The sequence below is a fragment of the Bradyrhizobium sp. NAS80.1 genome (assembly GCF_001908205.1).
Lineage (GTDB): Bacteria > Pseudomonadota > Alphaproteobacteria > Rhizobiales > Xanthobacteraceae > Bradyrhizobium.
The window spans coordinates 15,790-39,470 of the sequence record NZ_LGHL01000098.1 but is presented as its reverse complement, the minus strand read 5'-3'; the positions used below and the strand labels follow the sequence as shown (position 1 = coordinate 39,470).

General features: G+C 59.8%; 26 protein-coding genes and 1 pseudogene. 1 reads left to right on the top strand and 26 read right to left on the bottom strand.

Annotated elements, in window-relative coordinates:
• Positions 1-76: 76 nt before the first annotated feature.
• The 24 genes and pseudogenes from AC629_RS22115 to AC629_RS22005 all read right to left on the bottom strand — a co-directional run bounded on the left by AC629_RS22115 (position 77) and on the right by AC629_RS22005 (position 19,980).
• On the bottom strand, positions 77-1,114 hold the full coding sequence (locus tag AC629_RS22115; protein ID WP_084807092.1) for an aliphatic amidase: 1,038 nt from the start codon (positions 1,112-1,114) through the stop codon (positions 77-79).
• Between the two features lie 39 nt (positions 1,115-1,153).
• Positions 1,154-1,846 (bottom strand): urea ABC transporter ATP-binding subunit UrtE, encoded by a 693-nt coding sequence (urtE, locus tag AC629_RS22110; protein WP_084807091.1) that lies wholly within the window; start codon positions 1,844-1,846, stop codon positions 1,154-1,156.
• Positions 1,839-2,591, bottom strand: coding sequence for an urea ABC transporter ATP-binding protein UrtD (urtD, locus tag AC629_RS22105; protein ID WP_084807090.1), 753 nt, complete (start codon positions 2,589-2,591; stop codon positions 1,839-1,841). The genes urtE and urtD overlap by 8 nt, the downstream gene beginning before the upstream one ends.
• Positions 2,588-3,682, bottom strand: coding sequence for an urea ABC transporter permease subunit UrtC (urtC, locus tag AC629_RS22100; protein ID WP_245331964.1), 1,095 nt, complete (start codon positions 3,680-3,682; stop codon positions 2,588-2,590). The genes urtD and urtC overlap by 4 nt, the downstream gene beginning before the upstream one ends.
• A gap of 62 nt (positions 3,683-3,744) precedes the next feature.
• Positions 3,745-4,614 carry an urea ABC transporter permease subunit UrtB gene (urtB, locus tag AC629_RS22095; protein ID WP_084807088.1) on the bottom strand — a complete coding sequence of 290 codons (870 nt, stop codon included), beginning with the start codon at positions 4,612-4,614 and terminating at the stop codon, positions 3,745-3,747.
• Between the two features lie 63 nt (positions 4,615-4,677).
• A complete protein-coding gene (locus tag AC629_RS22090) occupies positions 4,678-5,955 on the bottom strand; it encodes a transporter substrate-binding domain-containing protein (RefSeq protein ID WP_245331963.1) in 1,278 nt (425 codons plus the stop codon).
• Positions 5,956-6,055: 100 nt separating this feature from the next.
• Positions 6,056-6,697 (bottom strand): ANTAR domain-containing response regulator, encoded by a 642-nt coding sequence (locus AC629_RS22085; RefSeq protein WP_084807086.1) that lies wholly within the window; start codon positions 6,695-6,697, stop codon positions 6,056-6,058.
• Entirely contained in the window at positions 6,694-7,851 is a 1,158-nt protein-coding gene (locus AC629_RS22080; protein ID WP_084807085.1) for a transporter substrate-binding domain-containing protein, read from the bottom strand. Before AC629_RS22080 ends, AC629_RS22085 begins: the two co-directional genes overlap by 4 nt.
• Before the next feature lie 251 nt (positions 7,852-8,102).
• Positions 8,103-8,260, bottom strand: a pseudogene (locus tag AC629_RS22075) (VIT1/CCC1 transporter family protein); the annotation flags it as partial.
• Between the two features lie 125 nt (positions 8,261-8,385).
• A complete protein-coding gene (locus AC629_RS22070; RefSeq protein ID WP_084807084.1) occupies positions 8,386-8,847 on the bottom strand; it encodes a DUF3830 family protein in 462 nt (153 codons plus the stop codon).
• Positions 8,848-8,849: 2 nt separating this feature from the next.
• Positions 8,850-9,158 (bottom strand): DUF4286 family protein, encoded by a 309-nt coding sequence (locus AC629_RS22065; RefSeq protein WP_143199342.1) that lies wholly within the window; start codon positions 9,156-9,158, stop codon positions 8,850-8,852.
• Positions 9,159-9,172: 14 nt separating this feature from the next.
• Positions 9,173-9,874, bottom strand: coding sequence for an ABC transporter ATP-binding protein (locus AC629_RS22060; RefSeq protein WP_210419090.1), 702 nt, complete (start codon positions 9,872-9,874; stop codon positions 9,173-9,175).
• Complete coding sequence (locus AC629_RS22055; RefSeq protein ID WP_084807081.1) at positions 9,861-10,661, bottom strand: ABC transporter ATP-binding protein; 801 nt, start codon at positions 10,659-10,661, stop codon at positions 9,861-9,863. The genes AC629_RS22060 and AC629_RS22055 overlap by 14 nt, the downstream gene beginning before the upstream one ends.
• On the bottom strand, positions 10,658-11,599 hold the full coding sequence (locus AC629_RS22050) for a branched-chain amino acid ABC transporter permease (RefSeq protein WP_084807080.1): 942 nt from the start codon (positions 11,597-11,599) through the stop codon (positions 10,658-10,660). Before AC629_RS22050 ends, AC629_RS22055 begins: the two co-directional genes overlap by 4 nt.
• Positions 11,599-12,471, bottom strand: coding sequence for a branched-chain amino acid ABC transporter permease (locus AC629_RS22045; protein WP_084807079.1), 873 nt, complete (start codon positions 12,469-12,471; stop codon positions 11,599-11,601). Before AC629_RS22045 ends, AC629_RS22050 begins: the two co-directional genes overlap by 1 nt.
• A gap of 20 nt (positions 12,472-12,491) precedes the next feature.
• The gene (locus AC629_RS22040) at positions 12,492-13,640 is read right to left on the bottom strand and encodes an ABC transporter substrate-binding protein (RefSeq protein ID WP_084807078.1); all 1,149 of its coding nucleotides are present in this window, start codon (positions 13,638-13,640) and stop codon (positions 12,492-12,494) included.
• Between the two features lie 30 nt (positions 13,641-13,670).
• Complete coding sequence (locus AC629_RS22035) at positions 13,671-14,180, bottom strand: flavin reductase family protein (RefSeq protein ID WP_084807077.1); 510 nt, start codon at positions 14,178-14,180, stop codon at positions 13,671-13,673.
• A 30-nt stretch (positions 14,181-14,210) separates the two neighbouring features.
• The gene (locus AC629_RS22030; protein WP_084807076.1) at positions 14,211-15,695 is read right to left on the bottom strand and encodes a 4-hydroxyphenylacetate 3-hydroxylase family protein; all 1,485 of its coding nucleotides are present in this window, start codon (positions 15,693-15,695) and stop codon (positions 14,211-14,213) included.
• Positions 15,696-16,016: 321 nt separating this feature from the next.
• Positions 16,017-16,337: a non-heme iron oxygenase ferredoxin subunit gene (locus AC629_RS22025; protein ID WP_084807075.1), complete on the bottom strand. Its 321-nt coding sequence runs from the start codon at positions 16,335-16,337 to the stop codon at positions 16,017-16,019.
• Positions 16,338-16,383: 46 nt separating this feature from the next.
• Positions 16,384-16,797, bottom strand: coding sequence for a Rieske (2Fe-2S) protein (locus AC629_RS22020; protein WP_084807074.1), 414 nt, complete (start codon positions 16,795-16,797; stop codon positions 16,384-16,386).
• Between the two features lie 2 nt (positions 16,798-16,799).
• Positions 16,800-17,636, bottom strand: coding sequence for an amidohydrolase family protein (locus tag AC629_RS22015; protein ID WP_502693050.1), 837 nt, complete (start codon positions 17,634-17,636; stop codon positions 16,800-16,802).
• On the bottom strand, positions 17,608-17,904 hold the full coding sequence (locus AC629_RS50655; RefSeq protein ID WP_502693049.1) for a hypothetical protein: 297 nt from the start codon (positions 17,902-17,904) through the stop codon (positions 17,608-17,610). Before AC629_RS50655 ends, AC629_RS22015 begins: the two co-directional genes overlap by 29 nt.
• A gap of 1 nt (position 17,905) precedes the next feature.
• A complete protein-coding gene (locus tag AC629_RS22010; RefSeq protein ID WP_084807073.1) occupies positions 17,906-18,958 on the bottom strand; it encodes an amidohydrolase family protein in 1,053 nt (350 codons plus the stop codon).
• 41 nt (positions 18,959-18,999) lie between these two features.
• Positions 19,000-19,980: a Bug family tripartite tricarboxylate transporter substrate binding protein gene (locus tag AC629_RS22005; protein ID WP_245331962.1), complete on the bottom strand. Its 981-nt coding sequence runs from the start codon at positions 19,978-19,980 to the stop codon at positions 19,000-19,002.
• 85 nt (positions 19,981-20,065) lie between these two features.
• Here AC629_RS22005 and AC629_RS22000 point away from each other — a divergent pair, with 85 nt between their 5' ends.
• Entirely contained in the window at positions 20,066-20,875 is an 810-nt protein-coding gene (locus AC629_RS22000) for an IclR family transcriptional regulator domain-containing protein (RefSeq protein ID WP_084807072.1), read from the top strand.
• Positions 20,876-21,039: 164 nt separating this feature from the next.
• Here the strand turns inward: AC629_RS22000 and AC629_RS21995 are convergent, their stop codons facing one another.
• Together AC629_RS21995 and AC629_RS21990 are read right to left on the bottom strand one after the other, a co-directional pair.
• On the bottom strand, positions 21,040-22,134 hold the full coding sequence (locus AC629_RS21995) for an ABC transporter ATP-binding protein (RefSeq protein ID WP_084807071.1): 1,095 nt from the start codon (positions 22,132-22,134) through the stop codon (positions 21,040-21,042).
• Between the two features lie 79 nt (positions 22,135-22,213).
• Complete coding sequence (locus AC629_RS21990; protein ID WP_349531183.1) at positions 22,214-23,653, bottom strand: extracellular solute-binding protein; 1,440 nt, start codon at positions 23,651-23,653, stop codon at positions 22,214-22,216.
• Positions 23,654-23,681: the final 28 nt, after the last annotated feature.

The window sequence follows — 23,681 nt, the reverse complement described above, 5'->3', positions numbered from 1 at the left end:
TCCATCTCGTGAAATGCATGTCGCCGCGTCATGCCGCACCGCCACGAAACATCGCGACGGCGCGGCGACGCATTGATCAACGGTGAGCGGCGCGCTGGTTGGGAATGCCCTCGATCGGGCAGTCCTCGGTACCGACAGTCGGCCGCGTCATGGCCTCAACCATCTCGCGGGTGCCTTCCGGATCGCTGATCCAGTTCTTGTAGAAAGTATACGGGCAGACCGCGTGGCCGCGATCGCCATCTCCCGAGTTGATCAGGCCCGTATAACCCCGGTGCATCAACTTGAAGAGATGGTTCTGAGACTGCATGTTCTGGCGTGCATCACGGATTAGCGACACCGAGAGCTGCGCATATTGGATGCCGTTCTCTTCCGTGCCGCACTCGCCGAGTGTCCGTCCATCGAACCCGATGATCGCGGAATGCCCGAAATACGAGTACACACCGTCGAACCCCGCCGCATTGGCTACCGCGACGTAGCAATTGTTCGCCCAAGCCATGGACTTCGAAATCTGGATCTGCTGCTCCTTGGCCGGATACATGTACCCCTGACAGCGAATGATCAGTTCTGCACCACGCATGGCGCAATCCCGCCAGATTTCGGGGTAGTTGCCGTCGTCGCAGATGATCAAACTGATCTTCAGGCCCTTCGGTCCTTCCGAGACGTATGTGCAGTCCCCAGGATACCAACCCTCAATCGGCACCCAAGGCATGATCTTTCTGTACTTTTGGACGATCTCACCCTTGTCGTTCATCAGGATCAGGGTGTTGTAAGGCGCCTTGTTCGGATGCTCTTCATGGCGTTCGCCAGTGAGCGAGAACACGCCCCATACTTTGGCTTTCCGGCAAGCATCGGCGAAGATCTTTGTCTCCTCGCCTGGCACGCTCGATGCCGTCTCGTACATCTCCTTGGAGTCGTACATGATCCCGTGCGTGGAATATTCGGGGAAGATAACCAGATCCATTCCCGGCAGGCCCAGCTTCATGCCTTCGACCATCTTTGCGATATTCCGCGCGTTATCGAGGACTTCTGCCTTGGTGTGCAAACGTGGCATCTTGTAGTTGACCACGGCCACGCCAACCGTGTCCTTGCTGCTCGATATGTCTCCATGCAACATTTGTCCGACTCCCTTTCAAGTGAACGACGCTTCGTTCTGTTAAACCGCCATATGCCGCTGGATGAGATCATCCGTTAGCTCGCCGATCGCGCCTTTTGCGACCACCCTTCCCTTCTCGAGCAGGGCAAACCGATTAGAGGCCCGCCGCGCGAACGAGACGTTCTGCTCCACGAGGACCACGGTGATGCCACGTTCGCGATTCAGTCGTACGATCACAGCCTCAATCTGCTCAACGATGTTGGGTTGGATACCTTCGGTGGGCTCGTCCAGGAGAATGACTTTTGGCTGCGCTAGCAGCGCTCGCGCGATCGCGAGCTGCTGCTGCTGACCGCCGGATAAATTCCCGCCGTGCCGATTCAGAAATTCCTTAAGGACCGGGAAGAGCTCGATAACCCAATCCTCGATGCCGCTTGCCGACTTTGCGGCGAAGGTACCAAGCATCAAGTTCTCGCGCACCGTGAAGCGAGGCAGGATGCCCCTGCCCTGTGGCACATAAGCGATTCCGGCTTTTGCACGTTGGTGGGTGCGCAGGCCTGATATATCGGAACCGTCGAGGCTCAGGTGCCCGGTCACCCGGTCCATCAGGCCTAGGATACTGCGCATCAGCGTGGTCTTGCCTACGCCATTGCGGCCCAGCACCGAAAGAAACTCGCCGTCCCCGACCTTGAGGTTGATATTCTGCAGTGCACGGCTGTTGCCGTAGAAGGCGTCTACATCGGTCAGTTCAAGCATTGGTGATGCCTCCAGATCCGAGATAGGCGCGTCGGACTTCCGGATGTGCCTCAACCTGAGCGGCAGTCCCCTCCGCGAGTAATTGGCCCATGTGCATTACCGAGATGATGTCGCCGATGGCTTTGACGAAACCCATGTCGTGCTCGACGACGACAAGAGTGTGCTTGCCTTTCAAGCGCCCGAATAATTCGGCTGTCTTCCGCGTCTCTTGGGCGGTCATGCCTGCAGTCGGTTCGTCCATCAGGATCAGGTCGGCATCCTGGGCGACCAGCATGCCGATCTCGAGCCATTGGGTTTGTCCGTGTGAAAGATAGGCCGCCGGCCGGTCCAGCTGCTCTGCGAGACCGACCAATTCAGCAAGGCGCTCGACATTGGGTCGCCTTGCTTGTCCCAGATCCCAGCGCAAATTGGCCCAGACACCGGGCCGTCCCGCGCGTGCGACCTCGAGATTTTCCGCCACGGTCAGATCGCGAAATACGCTCGGCACCTGGAACTTGCGACCAACGCCGGCGCGGGCGATCTCGTGCTCCTCCAATTCATGCAGAGCGGCACCGTCGAAAGTAACCGTACCCGCGGTCGGCTTGACCTTGCCGCAGATGATGTCGAGAGCGGTTGTCTTTCCGGCACCATTAGGACCGATCAGGCAGCGCAGCTCACCTTTGCGCACGCTCATATTGAACCCGTTCAGCGCTTTGAACCCGTTGAAGGACACGGAGATGTCGCGCAGGTCGAGATGCGTCGTCATGCGCTACCCTCCCTGGTCCGTCCGACGCCGTGGGCAATTCCCTGCGTGACCTGACGACGGTGCACGATCCAGTGCCATGCGACTTGTGCCAAGCCGGCAAGCCCTTTCGGCAGGAACAGCACCACCAACACAAAGAGCACTCCCATCACCAGCGTCCAGGTTTCGAGGAACGCCGCAGATTCGGAGAGCGCACCCTGCATGCCCGCCACGAGCACTGCACCGAGGAATGAGCCGACGAGACTTTGGCGGCCGCCGACCGCACACCACACAACCACCGACAGCGAGAGTTGCACCCCCAGGAAGGTCGGCGAAGCGAACTCCATTACGATCGTGTAAAGCATGCCGGCCAGCCCCGCGATTGCAGCCGACAGCGCGAAGACGAATATTTGATAGGTGGCCACATCATAGCCGAAGTATCGAACCCGACCTTCGTGGTCGCGGATCGCTTGTACGATCAAGCCGGCACGGCTGCAAGTGAAGGCGAAAGCAACGAGCAGGCTCAACATCACGCAGGTCGCGACGAGGTAGAAGGTCGCACGGCCGTAGGCATCGAACGCGATGCCAAATAGCTCGAGTTGCGCGAGGTCGGTGATGCCGTTGAAGCCGCCGGTGTAACTCTGCTGGTCAATGATCACCAGATTCAGAACCACCATGGTAGCGAGCGTGATGATCGAAACGTAGACGCCCGTGACACGGCTGCGGAAGATGAACCACCCGAGCCCGGCGGCGACCAGCGCCGGCACGATGATGCCGGCTGCGATAGCAAAGCTGATCGATTTGAACGGCTCCCAGAACCACGGCAACCGCGCCACATTGTTCCACACCATGAAGTCGGGCAATCCGCCCGAGCCGGTATGTACGGGGATTGTCTTCAGCTTTAGGGCCATCGCCATGGCGTAAGAGCCGATGCCAAAGCTCATGGCCTGGCCGAGGTTGAGGATCCCGCCGAAACCCCAGGACAGCGCGAGCGAGATCGTCAAAATGCCGAGCACAAGATACCGGGCGACCTTATTGAGCAGGAAGTCGTTGTTGAGAACCAAAGGCAGCGCAAAGACGACCGCGCAAACGATGAGGATAGGTGCGATCTGCACGCCGATCCGTGAAACTCCGAATTGAGATGATGTGCTAGCTGACATGAACAGGCGATCTGATCTCAGGCGCGAACGCGCGTTGTAAATAGCCCTTCGGGGCGGAAGCGGATCAGCACGACGATGGCCAGCAGTACGAGAGCCTTGGCGACCGTGTCGTTTTGCAAAAAGGCGATCGCGCCGGAGAGTTGACCGAGTATGAAGGCGCTCGCAACGGTGCCTGCGAGGCTCTGTACGCCTCCCAGCACCACCACCATGAAGGCGTCGACCACGTAGCCGGTGCCCATGTCCGGTGACACGCTCTTGAGCGGTGAAACCAACGCGCCGGCGAGGCCCGCGAGCCCGGCGCCGTAAGCGAACGTCAAGCCGTAAACGCGCTTGGCGTTGATGCCAAACGATGCCGCCACGGAACGGTCCTGCATGATTGCACGCAGCTTCATTCCGATTGTGGTGCGGTTCATCAGTAGCCAGGTCACCGCGAACAGCACGATCGTCACGAGAAACAGGAACACTCGATAGGATGACACTGACAACCCGACTATGACCATGCTGTCGGACAGCGAAGGCGGTAACTGCACGTACCGCAGTTCGCTTCCGACCGTGAGACGAACGCCCTGCTGGAGCACAATGCCCACGCCCCAGGTCGCCAAAATGGTGTCGAGCGGGCGATTGTTGAGTAAACTCAGCACAAAGCGCTCGATGACCCAGCCTATGAGCGCCACCGCGACAAAGATCGGGATGAGGCTCGCGAGCAGCCCAAGCCCGAAGTGGGACTGCAGGAGCCACGCTGTATAGGCGCCGAGCATCACGAATTCGCCGTGAGCCAGATTGATGATTCCCATGGAGCCGTAGATGATCGACAATCCCAATGCGACGAGCAGTAGGATCGATCCGATGCTGAGGCCCGTGATGATCTGTTCGAAAAATTGGTCCACGCCGCTTCTCCGGAAAGTCGGCCGGCGACACGAAGTCGCTCGCCGGCCGGCAACGTCCCAGCGTCAGCTCTTCTCGGCTAACCCCTTCTCGGTACAGACCTGTCCAGGATAGGCGGCATACGGAACGGGTTTCAGCCACTCCTTGGTTTCGACGAGAATTTCGAACTGGCCGTTCGACTTGCACTGCGCGATCTTCGGCCACAGCCACGTGTGGAGATTTTCGGATTCGATGCGCACTTTGCCCTGCGGGGCGATCGTCTCCGCACCCTTCACCGCGTCACGGATGTTCGGAGGGGTGATGTCGCTGGTGGCGAGCTTTTCCACGGCTTGCTTGAACAGGTAGGTCTGGAAATAGCAGGCCTCGGATACGAAGTGCGTGACTTTGTCGGCGCCCCAGCGTTTCTGGTAGGCGGCAACGAACTTCTCGTTCTCTGGCGACTTGTGAACCTGGAAGTAGGGCGCCGAAGTGAAATGGCCGGCAGCCGCGTCTCCGCCCATCGCCGCCACCTCGTTCTCTGAAGTGGTCAGGCTCGCCATCGGCATCTTCTCGGGATCCAGACCTGCTGCACGATATTGACGATGCAGTGCCACGACCGAGTCGCCGACGACAGTCGAGAAGATTACGTTAGGCTGGGTCGATCGGATCTTATTGATGACCGACGAGAATTCAGAATGCCCGAGCGGCACGTATTCTTCAGCAACAACCTCGCCGCCGTGCTTTTCCAGGAGCTTCTTGCAGTAGTTGTTCTCTTCCTTCGGATAGATGTAGTTCGAGCCGATCAGGTAGAACTTCTTACCGAATTTCTTGACCAGCCAAGGTACGAATTCGTCCTGCTGCTGGTTTGGCACTGCTCCTGTGTAGATCACATTCTTCGAGCATTCGCGGCCCTCATAGAGGGTCGGGTACCAGTAGAGATTATTTTGCCGTTCGAACACGGGCAGAACGGCCTTGCGGCTCGCTGACGTATATGAGCCGAACACGCTGACGCATTTGTCGCCAACAACGAGCTTTCGGGCCTTCTCCGAGAAAGTTGCCGGATCCGACGCTGGATCTTCGACGATCGGAACGATCTTGCTTCCCTTTATCCCGCCGGCAGCGTTGATTTCCTCGATAGCCAGGATCGTGGCCTTGTTCAGGGACTCTTCGATGATGGCCGTGGTTCCTGTGAGCGAGAACAGCACGCCGACCTTGATTTCACCTCCAGCTGCGCGTGCAAGATCCGCGTTCTTGATCCAAATGTGAGGAAATCCCGCGCCAGTAAACGCGCCAAGCGCAGCTGCATTTTTGATCAACGTCCGCCTAGAAATGCCCATCTCTCTTGCTCCTGGAATGAAAAACAAAAAAGCCCTCCCGATGCGCGCTTACGCGAGCATTGGGAGGGCTTTGTTGCCGATTGTCAGACTAGCGGCAGTGTCGCCGCCGAATCCCCGCTATTGGGGATTAATGTTGAGGATCGTAGCCAAGCAATTCGAAGGAGTCAACGATCGCCGCAGCGACAGCGCTCGCCGACACGCGCCGATCCATCGCTTGCCGGCGGATGAAGCCGTAAGCCTCGGTCTCCGGCATCTGCCGCGTTGCCATGAGTATAGCTTTCGCCCGCTCGACCGTGCGCATCGAGCGGAGGTTCTCGTCCAACTTTTCGATTTTGCTGCGCAGGCGACGTTCATAAGCGAACTGACTTCTCGCCAGAACTAGACTTGAAAGCACTGCATTCGGCGAAAACGGCCGCGGCAGCACGGCGTTGGGCGTTGCATGGGACAATGCTTCTGCCTGAACGGGCTCCGTGGCCGGAACGATCACGACCAGCGCCGATCGCGCATCACCTGGGATCCAAGGCAAGCGCCGGGCAAGATCCGGGCAATACTCGCAAAACACGATGTCTGCATCGCCCGGAACGGTCGTAGGCATCGGCCAGACCTGCTGCACGCGCATGCGATAGCGCTGCAATTCTCGTAGCAACAGAGTTGCTTGATCATCCATCGGGGCAAGAACGATCGCAGTCAGATCTGCGAGCTCCTGCACCATCGTCTTGCGACCGATCGCCTCTCGGTTGCCGGCGGGCTTTCGCATGGCCTCGTTCATTGGACGTTTCCTGCCTGTGCGGTCGCACGTCCATACCCGATCAAGAACGGATCGGCGTGCACGGCTTCTCTTGACTGATTGATAACGTCAAATTGCCCTTGCCGATTGGCGCGGCCGATACGGGTCCAGAGGTCGGCGTGACCGGAATTGGGGTTCACCGTGACGGTCCCCTGCGGCGCATCAAATGTCGTTCCCAGGACCATCGCTCTCAGAACTTCGGTGTCGAGGGTGTTGGCCTGTTCAAGAGCCTTCGCGAAGAGATGCAGCTGAAAGTAGGAGGCTTCCACGCACATATTGGTCGAGGCATCCTCCCCGAACCGTTTCTTGAATTTTCTCACGAAGGAGCCGTTGGCCTCCCCCTCGATGCCCTGAAAATATGAGGCCGCGGTGATATGACCCTCTCCAACATCGAAGCCCATGGCAGCGATCTCAGCTTCCGTCGTGGTGAGGCTCGCGATGGGCATCTTCCGGGGGTCGAGCCCGACGTTGGCATACGCCTGGTAGAGGAAGACGGTCGCCTCGCCGACGACTGTCGAGAAGATCACATCGGGCCGAAGACGGCGGATATCCTGCACGATCGGCAGGAAATCCTGCCATCGAGCGTGGACGCTCACGTAACGCTCGCCGACGACCGATCCTCCATTGGCCTTCAAAACCTCTCTCATCACGCGATTTGATTCTCGCGGATAGATGTAGTCGGACCCCACGAAGTAGAAACGGCTCCCGTAGTTGTCCATCAGATGCCGACAGAGAGCGAGGCTGTTCTGATTGGGCGAAGCGCCGGTGTAGATCACATTGGGCGACGCCTCAAAGCCTTCATAGAGCGTTGGGTACCACAACAGACCATTGAGCCGTTCGACTACTGGCAATACTGCCTTCCGGCTTGACGACGTGTAACAGCCGAAAATCGTGCTGACTTCGTCCTCGATCATCAGACGCTTGGCATAGTGCCCATAGGCCGCGGAATCGGAACCGGGATCATAGGATACGGGCACCAGTTCGCGGCCGCATATTCCACCGGCAGCGTTGATCTCTTCGATCGCCAGCAAAGTCCCCTGATATTGGGTCTCCTCAATCACAGACATGAACCCTGTTCGCGAGAACAGCACGCCGATGCGCCAAGGGGCGGTTGTATGTTGCAACGGGTAGGACATGATTTAGCCCCCGAAGTCGTGGGAAGGACGGGAGGATCGCTTGTGATGCTGTTGGCTTGTCCGGCAACAAAGGATTGCACGGTGCCTTCACTCCGACAAGGAAAAATCGGAGCGAGCGATCGACGCGGTCGTAGCCCTGGCGGCTGCTTAACAGTCGTCGAGTTGGTCGGTCTTGTTAGCTAGTGCAGCAAAAGAAGGCAGAATGCACATATCCTTTGCGGCCTGGGGATCTCACTCCGTAATCTGAGCGCGGCTTGCGAACTCACCGATACATATCCGCCTGCGGCCATCGACATCGCTCCGGCCACGAGCACGGCAACTCCGGCTACCAGTATTTCTTGGGGGCTACCGTTGCAGCCGCCACGCCGACGATCAGGCTCGATGTCGAGATCAAGCCGTCGTTGGCACCACGATATTCATCGTAAGACGCTCTGCAGTCGTCTAATCTGTTAAATGTGGGCTTTCAGGAGATTGCTCATCCGTCCTGGATGAGGCAGCTGAAATTGTTCCGGATTGACGGAGCACGCGTCGCCGTCACGCTCGCTCGAAAGTGACCGTGCCGACGCCCTCGAATCTTCGGGCCCGCGCCCAGCGCGCGAAGTCCTCTAGTCCCGACACAACGGTCGCAAAGACCGTGAGCGTGTTCAGGCCGGATGGCAGCTTGGCTTCCGCGGTCCCGTAGGTAACGGTGATCTCGTTGTACTTAGGGTCGAATGCCACATCGCCGGGACGCGGCAGGCGCGTCAGGTTCTCCTCGCTCGAAATGCCGATATCGACGGGGCGCGCGCCCATCAGCATGTCCCCGCTCCACGCCACGTGGACCATCGGAAGCGACACCGGCAGCTTGGCAAGAAATGCTGCGGACGTCAGGGGCACGCCCTCATCATAGACCAAGACTGCGGCGGAGCCGCCCGGCCAAGCCATACGCAACCGCGTGGCGCCCCGCCGGAAATCGCTCCAAGTTGTCTGCCAGTACCAGCTCTCGGCTTCACTCATGTTTATTCTCCCAGAATTTGCGAGCGGCGCGTGTAGAGACGTGTTTTGAATTTCACCTGACTGCCAAACGGGCCCCAGCCGCGGCGCGACGCGAACTCCGCGCCTTTCAGTGCTTCCGGCGCATCGAGCTCATAGACCGACACGTAGGTTCGGCCCTCGTCGCTTTCGGAAACATAGCGCTGGCCGGAGCGGAAGCCCGGGCAATCGACGATCTCCGGCAGATGGACCTCGTCGTACCAGCGGTTCCATTGATCTTCCACGCTTGGATCGATTACTGCCTCGACGATCAGCAAGTTCTCCGGCAACGGCATGCAATGCTCCTTCTTCAACCACCAAGATAAGCTTCGACCACGGCGGGATCGCGCAGCAGCGCGCACGCCTCGCCCGATTTAACGACGCGCCCGGTTTCGAGCACGTAGGCATCATGCGCGATCTCCAGCGCAAGACTGGCGTTCTGCTCCACGACGACCACAGACAGACCGCGCCGGTTTAGTTCGACGATCTTTTCCAGAATGAACTCGACCATCATCGGTGCGAGTCCGAGGGACGGCTCGTCAAGGAGCAGCAGGCGCGGTTGTGCCATCAGCGCGCGCCCGATCGCCAGCATCTGCTGCTCTCCTCCGGACAGAGCGCCCGCTTCGCCGGCTCGCCTCTCGGCAAGGACGGGGAAAAGGACGAATACCTGTTCAAGCCCGGCTGAAATCTCGTTGGCCGGCCTCGTATAAGCGCCCAGCTTGAGGTTTTCCTCGACGCTCAGCGCGCCGAAGATTTGGCGGCCTTCCGGCACCTGCACCAACCCAACCGCCACACGCTTCGCCGCTGCAAGTCGCGTGATATCTGAACCTGCAAAGACTATGCACCCCGCCGCGGCGTCATGGATACCCGAGAGTGTCCGCAGCAGCGTCGTCTTGCCAGCACCGTTGGATCCGACGATGGCGACGATCGTGCCTTCGCGCACGGCGAGCGAAACATCATTGACCGCTGATACACGGCCGTAGCGGCAACTCAGCCCGTCAACCTGCAACAGCATGGACCTGCTCCGCCAAGTGGCTTTGGGTGGTGCCGAGATAAGCTGTGATCACCTTGGGATCAGCGCGCACCTCGGACGGCGTTCCCGTGCTCAGAATTCGGCCCTGCGCAAGCACGGTGACACGATCCGACACTGCCATAACAAGACGCATGTCGTGTTCGATCAATACGACCGACACCGCCGATTCTCGGGCCGCGTTGCGAATGACCTCGGCAAGATCGCACTTCTCGCTCTGGGTGCATCCCGCGACCGGCTCATCCAGAAACAGAAGCTTCGGGCGCCCCGCCAACGCGCGGGCGATCTCGAGCCGCTTGAGCTCACCATAGGCGAGCGCGTCGGCGGGATTATTCGCCTTCGCCTCAAGGTTGACCAGGCGCAGCAGGCCGAGCGCCGCCGTCGTGAGCTCGCGTTCTCGGCGAACGAGCGCTGGGCCGCGCAAGAGACCGCGCAGAAATCCGGCGCTGCTGTCGAGATGAAATCCCGCGAGCACGTTCTCCAGTACCGACATGGTCCAAAAGATCTGTAGATTCTGAAACGTCCGCGTCACTCCGAGCGTCGCAAGCTTGTGGGCTGGCAGTCCCGTGATGTCATGCCCGTCGAATAAGACGCGGCCCGCGGTCGGCGCGTAAACGCCCGTGACCGCGTTGACCAGTGTGGTCTTTCCCGCACCGTTCGGTCCGATCAACGCATGGATGCCACTCGACCCGAACGTCAGATCGACGCCGTCAAGGGCGCGGATGCCGCCAAAATGGACCTTGAGGTCGTTGATCGAGAGTCCGCTCATCGTCCACCTCCGACGGCTATCAGACGCAGCGTCGGCACGATGCCCTTACGCAGCAGATAAACGACAAGGATGAGCAGAACGCCGAAGGCGAGATTTTCGTAATCGCTCAAGCTCGATAGAACCTGTGGAAGCACGATGAGGATCGCCGCCCCCACCAGACTGCCATAAACGCTGCCGAGGCCGCCCACGACGATCATCACCACGAATTCAACCGAGTGCAGAAAGCTCGCCTGGTCGGGCGTCACGAAAGCGAGAGCGTGCGCATACAAACTCCCCGCAAAGCTCGCGAGGCCAGCAGACGCCGCGAAGATCGCAACCTTCATCTGGTGGACATCAATGCCGGCCGCGGCGGACGCAGGCTCGGAGGCGTGCAATGCGCGGAGCGCCCGGCCCCACGGCGACGACATGAGATTCTGCGCGCCCCAGACCACGACAAAGAGTGCACCCGCCACGATGCAGTACCAAGCCCACTCACCCTTGACGCGCAATCCGAAGATGGTCAGCGCCTTAACCGCGCGGCCGTCAGGGCCGCCGGTGATGCCTGCCTCCTGGATCAGAAGAAGCTGAATGACCAGACCGACCCCCAAGGTCGCCATTGCAAGGTAGTGGCCCTTGAGGCGCAGGATCGGCCAGCCGACGGTGGCTGCCAGGACGCTCGTGATCAAAATGCCGGCAAACATGGCCAGAATGCCGTTCCAGCCGTAATCGCCCGTGAACACGGCGCTCGCGTAGCTGCCAATGCCGAAGAACGCCGCATGGCCCAGGCTGATCTGGCCGGCCACGCCCACGAGCAGGTTGATCCCGACGCAGACGATCGCACTGATACCGATGAGGATGAGAATGGAGAGCTGGTATTTGCCGCCAAATAGGAACGGCAGAGCAACAAGGACTAGGCCGAGCACGGCCAGAGGCAGTTTGTGTGCCGGGAAAAATGGCATCAGACCCTCCCCGTGCTGCGGCGTCCGAAAACGCCTTCCGGTCGCGTCAGCAGCACGACGATGATCAGGAGGAATGCAATCGCATCCTTGTAGGCCGACGAGACGTAACCGGCGCTCAAAGACTCAACTACGCCGAGTAGGAGGCCGCCCGCCACGACGCCGGGAACACTGCCCAACCCGCCGAGAATCGCTGCAGCAAAGCCTTTTAAGCTAAACGCGAGGCCGGACTCGAAATGCACCATTGCAAGCGGCGTGATCAGCAGGCCCGCGATCATGCCAAGCAGACCCGCGATCAGAAAGGTCGCGGTGTAGACGTGACGCAACTCGATGCCGACGAGGCTGGCGGCCGTCGGATTGATCGCGGCGGCAAGCATCGCCTGACCGAAGCGCGTTCGCCGGAAAAACCACTGGAGTCCCACAACCGCGCCCACGGTCGTCACCAAGATCAAGATAACCTGCGGCATGATCGCGACCCCGTAGACATGTAGTGGTTCGGAGCCGAAAGGCGACGGAATCGAATGGAAGTTACGCCCCCAGGCCAACTGGGCCGCGCCGCGCAAGGCAACGGAAGCCCCGATGGTCACGATGATCAGCAACAGCGCCGGTGCAAACCGCGCCAGCCGGATGACGATCAAATCCAGCACCAGCGCGGCAACACATCCGGCAACAAGTGCCGACAGGATCGCCAACGGCATCGGTAGAGCGAAGCTCAGGGCTCCCGCCGTTCCCAGGCCGCCGATCATCACGAACTCACCTTGCGCGAAGTTCACAATGTGAGTTGCGCGATAGATCACGGAAAAGCCGAGGCCAACCAGAGCATAGATCGCGCCCTGGCTTAGACCGGCGACCAGGAATTGCAGGAAATCGACCATCGCCTTTATCTTCCTACGCGTCAGTCGACTTTGCGGTAGCGGCCATCCTTGACCTCGACAATCCACATAGAATCTGCCGAGAAGCCGAGATGGTCCGTTGCTGAAAAGTTATAGATGCCGTTGACACCCGGAATGTTCTTGAGGCCTTCAAGCGCATCGCGAACCTTGGCCTTGTCCGTCGTGCCGGCGCGGCGCAGCGCCTCGACAGTCAGCAAAAGCGCGTCGTAGGCGTAACCGGAGAATGCTGACGGCTCTTCCTTGTAGCTTGCGACATAGCCATCGTGCAGCGACCTGCTGACATTGTAGATCGGATCGTCCTGCATCATGTCAGCAAAGGCCAGGATCGCCGATCCCGTGACCCGAGAACCTTCCGCGGCGGGACCGGCAGCTTCGATGTAGGCCTGCGAGGCAACGCCCACGGTCATATAGAGAGGCAGGGTCAGGCCCAGCTGCTTGTAGTTCCTAGCGACCAAGGCCGACGGCGCGCCGGCACCGCAGTAAATCAACGCGTCCGCTCCGCTGCCGCGGATCTTGGTTAACTGGGTGGTGACATCGGTATCGCCCGAGCCATGCTGCTCGTCGGAGACGATATCGATGCCTAGGCGCGCCGAAAGTTCCTTGGCGTTCTTGCGGCACGACTGGTCGTAGCCGGCCGCACCCGAAAGCAGCGCGACCTTGCTGCGCTTCTCCTTGCGCAGCTGCGCATAGATCTTCTCGACTGACATCTGATCGGTGTGCGGCGTCTTGAACACCCACTTCTTCACGGGGTCGACGACGACCGATCCGCCGGCCAACGCGATGAACGGAATATTTGCTTCCTCGACAAACGGCACGACGGCCATCGCCTCGCCGGTCGTGTTGGCGCCGATCAGCACGTCGACCTGGTCTTGGTCGATGAGCTTTCTAGCCAGCGACGCGGCTTCCTTTGGATTGGTCTTGGAGTCGTAGAGCACGAGCTCGATCTGACGGCCGTCGACGCCACCGTTCTTGTTGAACTGCTGCGTGTAGAGTTCAAACGTCTTCTTGGAAGCATCGCCTAGAAATGAACCGGGACCGGTCACGGCCACGAATACACCGACTTTGATCGGCTTTGACGTCTGCGCCTGAGTGGCACCGCATGTAACCAACACCAAACCCAGAACTGCGAGAGATCGATTGATTATCGACATGTCTGTTTCCTCGTGAAAACGGCGGATGCTCTAAGCCCTGGACGGGCTCATCGAGAGTGGCGGGAATTGCTGGAATGCCCCCCGGAAGAAGCACAGGGGGTCCTCATCTCCCGCCCCGAATTCAACCACTCTGCCCAGCACGATGAGATGATCGCCGGCCTCGTGCACGGACCATGGTTCGCAGGCGAGCCAGGCCAAGCTGTCGGCGAGGAGCGGCGACCCGGATTCGCGCCGCCACTCAAGCTCGAAGGTCAGGGAGGCGCGTCCCGCGAAGTGGCGCGCACACTCGCCTTGCCGCGCGTGCAGGAAGTTGACCGCAAACGAGGCGCCGGGAAGCAAACCAGCCGCACGGGAGTTGATGCCGACGCAGATGAGTACCAGCGGCGGGTCGAGGGAAACCGAGGTGAACGAGTTGACGGTCAGCCCTCGCGGACCGTCAGGTCCATCGTAGGTGACGATCGCAACACCCGTTGCGAAGTTGCCGAGGCATCTTCGCAAGGTAACGGCCGCATCCGGCCGAGAAGCCGAGTTCTTTGACATCGCAAACTCCGTTCGCAAAGAGCAGCGATGTCATTCAGCCGCAACCGCCGTACCGCTTTGCGCGGCAGGCAGGTCATAAGAATCCATCAGCGAGGCCACGAGGCCTTTCGCGCCATCCCAGTCGAAGGCCTTGAAGGCGTGCCCGCGCGTAACAAATGTCGGGCCCGAGTAAAAGATTTCATACTGGTGATGGCGCGAACCGAACTCCGAACCGATCGCATCCCAGGCCAGCTTAAAGAATTTCACGCGTTCCTGCGGGGAGACGATCGAGGAGCGTTGCGTCTTCTCGATGATCCGCGCGAACTCCGGATTATGAAAATCCTCGGCCCGCGAAGGCAGCATGATGAGTCCGCCGCCAGCGAGGGTACGTAGGGTCTCGATGACTTCGGGATAGATTTGCTGAGAAATCGCCTGCGATGCCGCAACCATCGCGCGGTTCGGCAGAAAGTATTCGCCGAACTGTTCACCGGCCGCTTCCATCGCGATGACCATTCCCTCGACCCCTTGGATCTTTGCGGCGAGCAGGCCAAGGGTTTCGCGCACGGCTGGGTAGTTAATGATGCCATTGATTTCCGCGATTCGACGCGCGATGCCCGCGAGGAACCGCAACTTGACCATCAGGCGAACCTGGCACTGATAGTTCTGGTAGACGTGCGCACGGGTGTCGTACCACTGTGCTTGCGCCATCTGAACGTCGCGATGGACAAGCACGCGCTCCCACGGAATCTTCACGTCATCGAAATAGATGACCGCGTCGTTCTCATCGAAACGGCTTGCTAGGGGATTGTCGAAGGTCGACGGTGCCGCCGCCTCGTATGACTTGCGCGAGAACACCTTCAAACCTCGCGCGCTCATTGGCACCATGGCGGTGAAGGCGAAATCCTCTTCGCCGGCCTGCAGGCCCATGAAGCCCGAAACCATGAGCTCGTTGGCAAAGATCGTGCTGGTGCCGAGCATCTTGGCGCCGCGAATGGTGATGCCCTGCGTATCCTCATCTACAATCCGCGCGACAAGGTCGCCGCCCGGCTGGTCAGACGTCGTCTTTGACCGATCGGCTTGCGGGTTGATGATAACATAAGAAAGATAGAGATCGTTATCCCGCGCATACTCGAAGTAGTCCGCCAACGCCTTGGCACGGGCCGGATTGTACTGTTGGAAGATCTTACGCCCCATGTACATCGCGGCGAGCGACGATCCTACATGGTCCGGCGAACGCCCAATCATGCCGCATGTGGTTTCGGCCCATGCCTCGAGGGCGCGGCGGCGTTCGATCAGCTCGGCCCTCGTCCGAGGCAGCTGCCAAAGCCGGTTGACCCTCTTGCCGCTCGTCGGCGATTCAAAGGTCATTCGCTCCAGGTTGTCCGGAGATGATTGGTAATCGTACAGCCCGCAAGCTGATGCTACTGAATTTCGGAAGGCGTGATGGACGGTGACGTCCTCCACCTTCTGGCTATCGATGTATACTGATCTGCCATCACGCAGCGACTGCAGATGGTCGTGTCCCGTCTTCACCATGCCGCTTCTCCAGCGTCTTGGTGGCGGGCGCCGAGCTCCTGCTCTTTGCAGCCTACCGCTTTCCGTTTTTCGAAGTCCCGCCCCCCATTATCGGGGATATGACGTATCGGCACGCGCCGATGCGAACTCCCACGTATATGTCTTCATCTTGGAGGACATATCAAGAGAAAAATGATCTTGAGCCTCTCATCCTCGGACCAGCGCCCCCGCCGGCCTGTGTCCACGCCTCAAGTCATTCGACTTGGGCACCTCGTGTATCCCATTGGTGCGTTCCTTGGTCGCATGTTGCTCCTTGCTTTGGAATAACGCGAGTCCGTCAAACTACTCGCCAAGCAAAACCTCGATTCGACTATCGATTTGCCGGATCTCATACACCTTCACGTCGCAATCGACCGGCTCACACAGTGCTTGCCCCGTCTTGATGTTAAACCTGCCGCCGTGCAGCGGACATTCGACGACATCGTCATCCAGAAAGCCGTCCGTCAGCAGCGCCATGCCATGCGTGCACACATTGTCAGTTGCGAAAATCTCGCCGTTCACCTTGTAGAGGGCGATCTGAAACTGGCCGACCTCGAAGGGCAACATCCCGCCCTCTTTGAGATCGCTACCCTGACAGATCGCGCGCCAACCATCTTCGCTCATCGTCTTCTCTTCTTGTGCATTTTGTAGGGAATGTCGCAACGGCTGGTCACATTTCAACGAAGACCGTTGCGTCTTCGACGACGACCGGGAATGTCTCGGCTTGAAGCTCGCGTCCTCCGACCACGGTCTCGTTCTCGACGCACGTCTTGTATTGCTTCGTGAACAAGCGCTCTGGATCGCAATGCGACTTGCCTGTCTTCAAATCGAATTCCCACCCGTGCCAAGGACACCGGAGAATTTCACCAGGCCGCGAGAGCTTGTAACAGCCGGGCGTTTCCGATTCCGGCAACCCAACGACAACACCACGGCTGAGCTTTGCGCCCTCATGCGGGCAACGATTGAGCAGCGCGAAAAAGTCACCACCCACGTTGAAAACGCAGATTTCACGGCCGCGAATGTTCACGACTTTGTTGCTCCCGGGCGGGATTTCCTTGACGAAAGCGATACGATGTTTCGGCATGCTCAGAACCGGTAGAACTGTTCGGCGTTGTCGCGGCAGATTTGTCGGCGCTCTGTGGGCGTCAGCTTGATGTTGAAGGCGTACGCAGGATCATCCTGATCCCAATGCGGATAGTCGGTGGAGAACAGCAGCCGGTCCCAGCCGACCCAATCGAAAGTGCGGCGCAAGTCGTCCCGCCTGCCCGGCTCCTCCATCGGTTGGGTCGTGTACCAGAAATTTCGCTTCACATAATGTGACGGCGGATGAATCAGATGAGGGATTTCGCTGCGCATCCGCTCCCACAAACGATCCATGCGCCAGACAAAACTGGGCACCCACGCGAAGCCGATTTCCACCAGAACAACCCTGAGCTTGGGGAAACGCTCGAACACGCCTTCAAGAACGAGGCTGCTCATGGTCGCCGGCCCGCCCATCGTGGTGGCGTAATGTTCTTCCATATAGAATGACGGCCAGCCGCCGCCTGTCGACGCGTGACCGCCGATGCCATAGGAATGAATGCCAAGCGGCAGGTCGTGAGCTTCGGCCGCTTCATAGATCGGCCAGTAGCGTTGCCGCCCGAGCGGCTCGCTGCTGCGCGGCGCCAACATGATCTGAACAAAGCGCCGGTCTCGTGCGCAGCGTTGGATTTCCTTCACCGCGGCAACGGGATCGTCCTGCGAAACGACAAGCGTGCCGCGCAGGCGCGATTCCTTGTCCAGCCATTCCGCTACCTGCCAATCGTTGTGCGCCGTGGCGAGCGCTTCGGCGTAGCCGAGGTTACGCTCGCTTCCGACGTTTCCGAACAGCGGGATGAGAATGCCGTTGATGATGTTAAACGGATCGAGATGCTGCTCCCGCATGAAGTCGAGATCGGAGCCCGGGGGGGCCGCCGGATGGTGGCCATGCATCGCGGCGGCAAATCAACGGCGCCGAACGCGGATACTGCGTCGTGTTAATGAAGGGTTGCCGCAGATGCCCGCCGAATTGCTCGGAATGCTCCTGCCACCGCTTGGCCAGAAACGGGTACAGGCTCTTGGGGCTCTTCGGAAGCGGATGAATATCGCAATCGATGATTCCGGCATCCACCTTCCTCGCGGTTCCCACTTGAGGGCTCTCGATCACCGTCATGTCAGACCTCCCGCAACCGAGCGTAGGTTTCAAATGGATTTTCCGTGCGAAGCTTTCGCATCAGATCCGGTTGCCCTCTTAGCGGCACGGCGTCAGTACCGTCGAAATTCCAGCGGGGATAGTCGGTTGAGAAGAGCAGCATGTGTTCACCAATCTGCGCGACCAATTCCTGAATCACTTGCGCATCTTTGGGACCATCGAACGGCTGCAGCGTCAGGCGTACATGCTCCGAAACAATTTCTGTTGGAGACCTCTTGAGCCAGGGGACTTCCATCCGCAGGCCTCGCCAAAGCTTGTCAATGCGCCACAGGAACGGCGGAAGCCATGTCACGCCGGAATCTATCAACACGACCTTCAGCTTCGGGTACTCTTCGAACACACCTTCGGTAATCAGACTGAGCAATTGCGTCTGCACACCGACGCTTTGTGCGGCCTGATCCTCGATGTGATAGGAAGGCCATCCATTGGTCCAGGGTGCAAACCGATAGGTGGTGCCGGCATGAATCCCGACTGCAAAGCCGTGGGCCTCGGCAGCCGCATAGATCGGCCAGAGGGCGCGACGGCCGAGCGGCATATCGCCCATGGCGATCATCGACACTTGAACAAATCGCCGGTCGGATGCGAGCCGCTCGATTTCCAGCGCGGCCTTCTCCGGATGCTGCCAGGGTAAGACGATCGATCCGCGCAGCCGTTCGTCCTTGCTCAGGAACTCTTCGGCAAGCCAGTCATTCATCGCACGACACAACGCCACGGCGAGGTCTGCATTGTAGACCGCCTGAGCGCCATAAAGGCAGTTGCAGATGGCGATATCGGTGCCGAACGGTTCCAGCGCCAGAGTCCGGACGGTCTCAACATCGCTGCTCGCCTTCCAGTCCGGCCGCAAGGCCGGACTGATGTTCGAGATGTCGCTGGTCAGTTCCAGACGATCGATTCCACGCGTAGTGACCTGCTCACGCCAGTAGTCGTCGAGATACGGCACCAGCTTCGCTGTCGTCGGCAATGTGACATGAACGTCACAATCGATTTTCTTCTCGGAGACCAGGGATTGTAGCATGAGCGCTCTTCTTCCGATTCAGGAATGACAGATGACAAAAGTCAGTCAGCACTGATGCCCGCGGCGCGAATGGTGGCACCCCACTTGTCGGTTTCCTGACGAATGAACGCAGCAAACTCTTCCGGTGACGAACCAACGGGCTCTGCCGCCTGCTTCCTGAATGCCTCCTGCACAGCGGGTGACCTAATCGCATCCACGATCGCGCCATTCAGCTTAATGATGACATCCCGCGGCGTCCCCGCCGGCACCACTATGCCGGTCCAGCCAGTCGCCTCGTAGTCCGGCAGCCCGCTTTCGGCGATGGTTGGCACGTTGGGAAGCACTGGAGAGCGCTTTTTGCCTGTGACTGCCAGCGCGCGTAGTTGACCACCCTCAACGAGCGGCATGGCCGTAATCATGGAGTCAAACATTAGCTGAACATGTCCGCCCATGAGATCGTTGAGCGCAGGCGCACTGCCCTTGTATGGAATGTGAGGTGCATCGATGTCGGCCATCTTGACGAACAGTTCGCCCGACAGATGCATCGACGTACCCATTCCACCGGATGCGCGATTGAGCTTTCCGGGATTTTTCTTGGCGTACTCGATCAGTTCCTTGACCGAGTTCACCGGCAAGCTCGACGAAACAACAAGCATCAGCGGATATTGCACCACCAGTGAAACCGGCTCGAAATCCTTGATCGGATCGAACGTCAGCTTCTTGAACAGTGTCTGGTTGATCGCGTGCGTGCCTGTTGTGGCAAACAGGAGCGTGTAACCATCCGGTGCACTTTTCGCGACAAAGTCCGCGCCAAGATTGTTCCCGGCGCCGGGCTTTGGCTCGACGATCACCGGCTGGCCGAGAGATGCCTGCATCTTTTCCGCGAGCATCTGCGCAGTGATATGCGTGGGGCCGCCGGCCGCGGCGGGTACGACGATCTTGATCGGCCGGCTCGGAAAATCCTGGGCCAGCGCGGTGGAAGCCGCCAGACAGGCCGCGCCCAGAGCCAGAACCTTCAGCAAATTAAACGATCGTCGCATCATCTCCCCTCTTCCAATGTTCGACTGTCGAACTTAAAGTCGACTATCGAACAACGATAAGCCACAAGCCGAGGGGTTTGGCAATATAATGCCCGTACGTGTCAGCGATCCGTGGACAGACATCTCGAAGTGGCCGGGCGGCAGCGACACCTTTGTCGAAGCTTTCGCGAAGGGGCTCGCCGTCATTTCGACGTTCGGTGATCACCGCAAGCTAACCCTCACCGATGTCGCACGGCACGCGAATCTGCCGAGGGCCGGCGCCCGCCGCCTGTTATACACGCTGGTCACTCTTGGAATGGCACGCCAGGAGGGTGACGACTTCATGCTGACTCCGCGCATTCTTCAACTGGGCTTTTCGTATCTGTCGTCGCTATCGCTGCGGGAGGTGGCGCAGCCCGTGATCGAGACACTATCCCGCAAGGCCGACGAGGTCGTCGCCATCTCGGTGCTCGACGGCGCAGATGTCCTCTACATCGCACGCGCCGAGGTCACGAGCGTACTGCGACGCGGATTGACCACCGGAAGTCGTATCCCGGCATTCTGTACGTCTATGGGACGCGTGCTTCTTGCAGGTCTGCCGAAGGACGAATGCTCGGCGGTGCTGGTCAATTCGGAAAGGCGTCAATGGACGCGAACGACGGTGACCGACGTTCGCAAGCTCGAACACGAAATCGAAAAGGTCCGCTTGGAGGGCTGGAGCATGGTTGTCGAAGAACTCGAACTTGGTGCGTTCGGCATGGCCGTCCCGATCTACGGCGCTAACGGCGGCACGGTCGCCGCTATCAACCTGTCCACAAATCTGGCGCGCCATTCTCCAAAGGCGCTACTCAAGAAATATATGCCCGCACTGAAGGCTGCGGCGGACGATATCTCCCAACACTTGATCGCATACCAATAGTAACGCCACGCGTTGTGGAGCTAGGCACCCGCGCTTTGGCGGAGGGATGCTGGAGCATTCCTAGCCGACAGCTCCGGTCCGCGGTGGTCGCGTGAAGGCAGTCGCCGCGCTTCAGTTTATCTTCCCAAGCGAAATTCCTGTTGTTGCCGGCGAAATTCCCTGGATCACGCCGTGATGACGCATCCGGTTGACTTGTCGAACAGATGCGCCTTGTCGAGATCGAGCGCGACGTCGAAGGGGCGATCCGGCTCCGCGGCGACGCCGACTTGCATCTGCGCGGTGAACGGAACGTCGCCGATCTTTCCGATCACGAGGGTGTGGGGACCGAGCGGCTCAACATCCTTCACGACCATGCGGATCGCGCAACCGGCCGGTGCACCGTGGTGGCTAATATGGTCCGGCCGCACGCCAAGGACGACGGGCTTGCCTACGCTGCGCGCATAGGCGGCCTCACGGATTTTCGGCAACGTTAGCATCGTGCCGGACGGCTCGGTGAAGCACAGCGCTCCATCACGCGCAACGATCTCGCCGTGGATGAAATTCATGCTGGGCGCGCCGATGAACCCGGCAACAAAGAGATTAGCGGGCTTCTCGTAAAGCGTAATCGGATCGGCTGCCTGCTCGATGCGGCCGCCGTTCATCACGACGACGCGGTCCGCCATGGTCATGGCCTCGACCTGATCGTGAGTGACATAGACAATGGTCTTGGCAAGCCGCCGATGCAGCGCCTTGATCTCGGTGCGCATCTCGATCCGGAGCTTGGCATCGAGGTTGGACAACGGCTCGTCGAACAGGAAGACGTCCGGGCTGCGCACGATGGCGCGGCCGATAGCCACGCGCTGGCGCTGGCCGCCGGACAATTGCTTGGGGCGGCGATCGAGATATTGCTCGAGGTTGAGAACGCGCGCGACGTCCTTGACGGCCTTTTCGACGGCGGCGCGCGGTTCGCCCCGCACTTTCATGCCGTAGCCGATATTCTCACCGACGGTCATGTGCGGATACAGCGCATAGTTTTGGAACACCATGGCGCAGTTGCGCAAGCCGGGGCGAAGGTTCGTCACGTCACGGCCGCCGATGCGGATGGTGCCGCCGCTGACGGTCTCCAGCCCCGCGATCATGCGCAGGGTCGTCGTCTTGCCGCAGCCCGACGGCCCCACCAGCACGACGAACTCCTCGTCGCGCACGGTGAGATCAAGCCCTTCGATGATCTTGTAGGGTCCGTATGCCTTGGAGACGTTATCGATTTCGACGTTAGCCATGGAGTCCTGTTTTGTCTCATTGGCGCGCGATCGAGGCCCGGATGGCGCTTGCGAGCCATCCGGGCCTCTCGCCAGCACGTTAGTTCTTGGGTGGCAGGCCCATCGCCGCCCGATAGGCAGCGAGCTGCTTGGCGCGGCCGAACTCGTCGGTCAGCCGATTCCATTCCTTCGCCACCGTGTCGAGCGCGGCCTGCGGCGTGGTCTGGCCGGCAAGAGCCTTGCCGAGTTCGATCTCCACCACTTCGGTGTAGGAGAAATAGCCGGGTAAACGCATGTCGAGCGCGACGTTCTTGCCGTTGACGGAGTCCGCCTGGGCGCCGAGATACTCCTTGGCCTCCACGGGCGTGAAGATCTTGTTCCACAGCTCCAGGTTAGCGGTGTGCGACTTGCGATAGGGATTGACGCCGGTGCCGCCGGTGATCGCGGCCTGGCCGGACACCTCGGGGCTGGTCAACGTCTTGATGAAGTCCCAGGCCGCCTTCTGGTTCTTGCCGGCCTTAGGCACCGCAATCTGCCAGCCGCCGAACGCCATGAAAGGAGCCGGCAGCACCGCCGGGAATTTGTCCCACTTCTTGGTCTTCGCATTCCAGATCTCGTCGGAGCCGGGCAGCACCGCCGAACCGACCTTGCCTGATATCTTCGACTGCTTGGGGTCGGCCGCGATCACGCCAGTGTCGCCCCAGCCGATCGACTCAGCCACCTGGCCGCCGGCCACGGCTGCGTTGACCTCGCCGAAGGAGAAGTTCAGCGCGTTCGGAGGACCGAGCTTCGAAGCGCGGATGTACTCCTCGAGCCCCTTCACCCAGCCCGGATTGTTGATCTGGGCGTCCATCGTTTCGGGGTCGAAGAACATCGCGCCCAGATAGTTCGGATTGTTGGTGTAGGCGGCCGCGTGGCTGAAGAAAAACCAGAACTGCTGACCGCCGCGGCGGAAGGCTTCGGCCGTACCCCACAGCCCCTTGTCCGGCCGCTGGAAAAACTCGGCGATGTCGAGATACTGCTTCCAGGTCTTCGGCGGCGCGAGGTCATAGCCATACTTGGCCTTGAACGCGTCCTTCTCCTTGGGATCGTCGAACAGATCCTTGCGGTAGGTGTAGGTGTGAACGTCGCCGTCCATGGACTGCGAGTAGATCTTGCCTTCCCAGACCATCAGGCGCTCGCGATAGGCGGCCTCGACGTCGTCCCAATCCTTTCCTGCCTGCATTTCTTTCGGCATCTCGCTGAGATAGGCGACGAAGTCCGGCAACCAGGCCGGCGCAAAGCTGACGAGATCGAACGTCGCGTCGTTCGCGGTCAGCGACGTCGCGATCTTCGGATAGAGCTCCGACCATGGAAATTCGACAACATTGACCTTGCCGCAGGTCTTCTTGGTCCACTCGTCCGCACCGAGCTTGAGTGCCGACGCAATGTACGGGCCGGTCTGCGATGCCACCGTCAGCGTGACGCCGGTATAGTCAGGACTGCACGCAGCGTAGACATGGCTGCCGCCGCAGACGGTTGCCAGCGACGTCGCAAGCATCAGAAACGTTCTTCTCAGCATGATATTC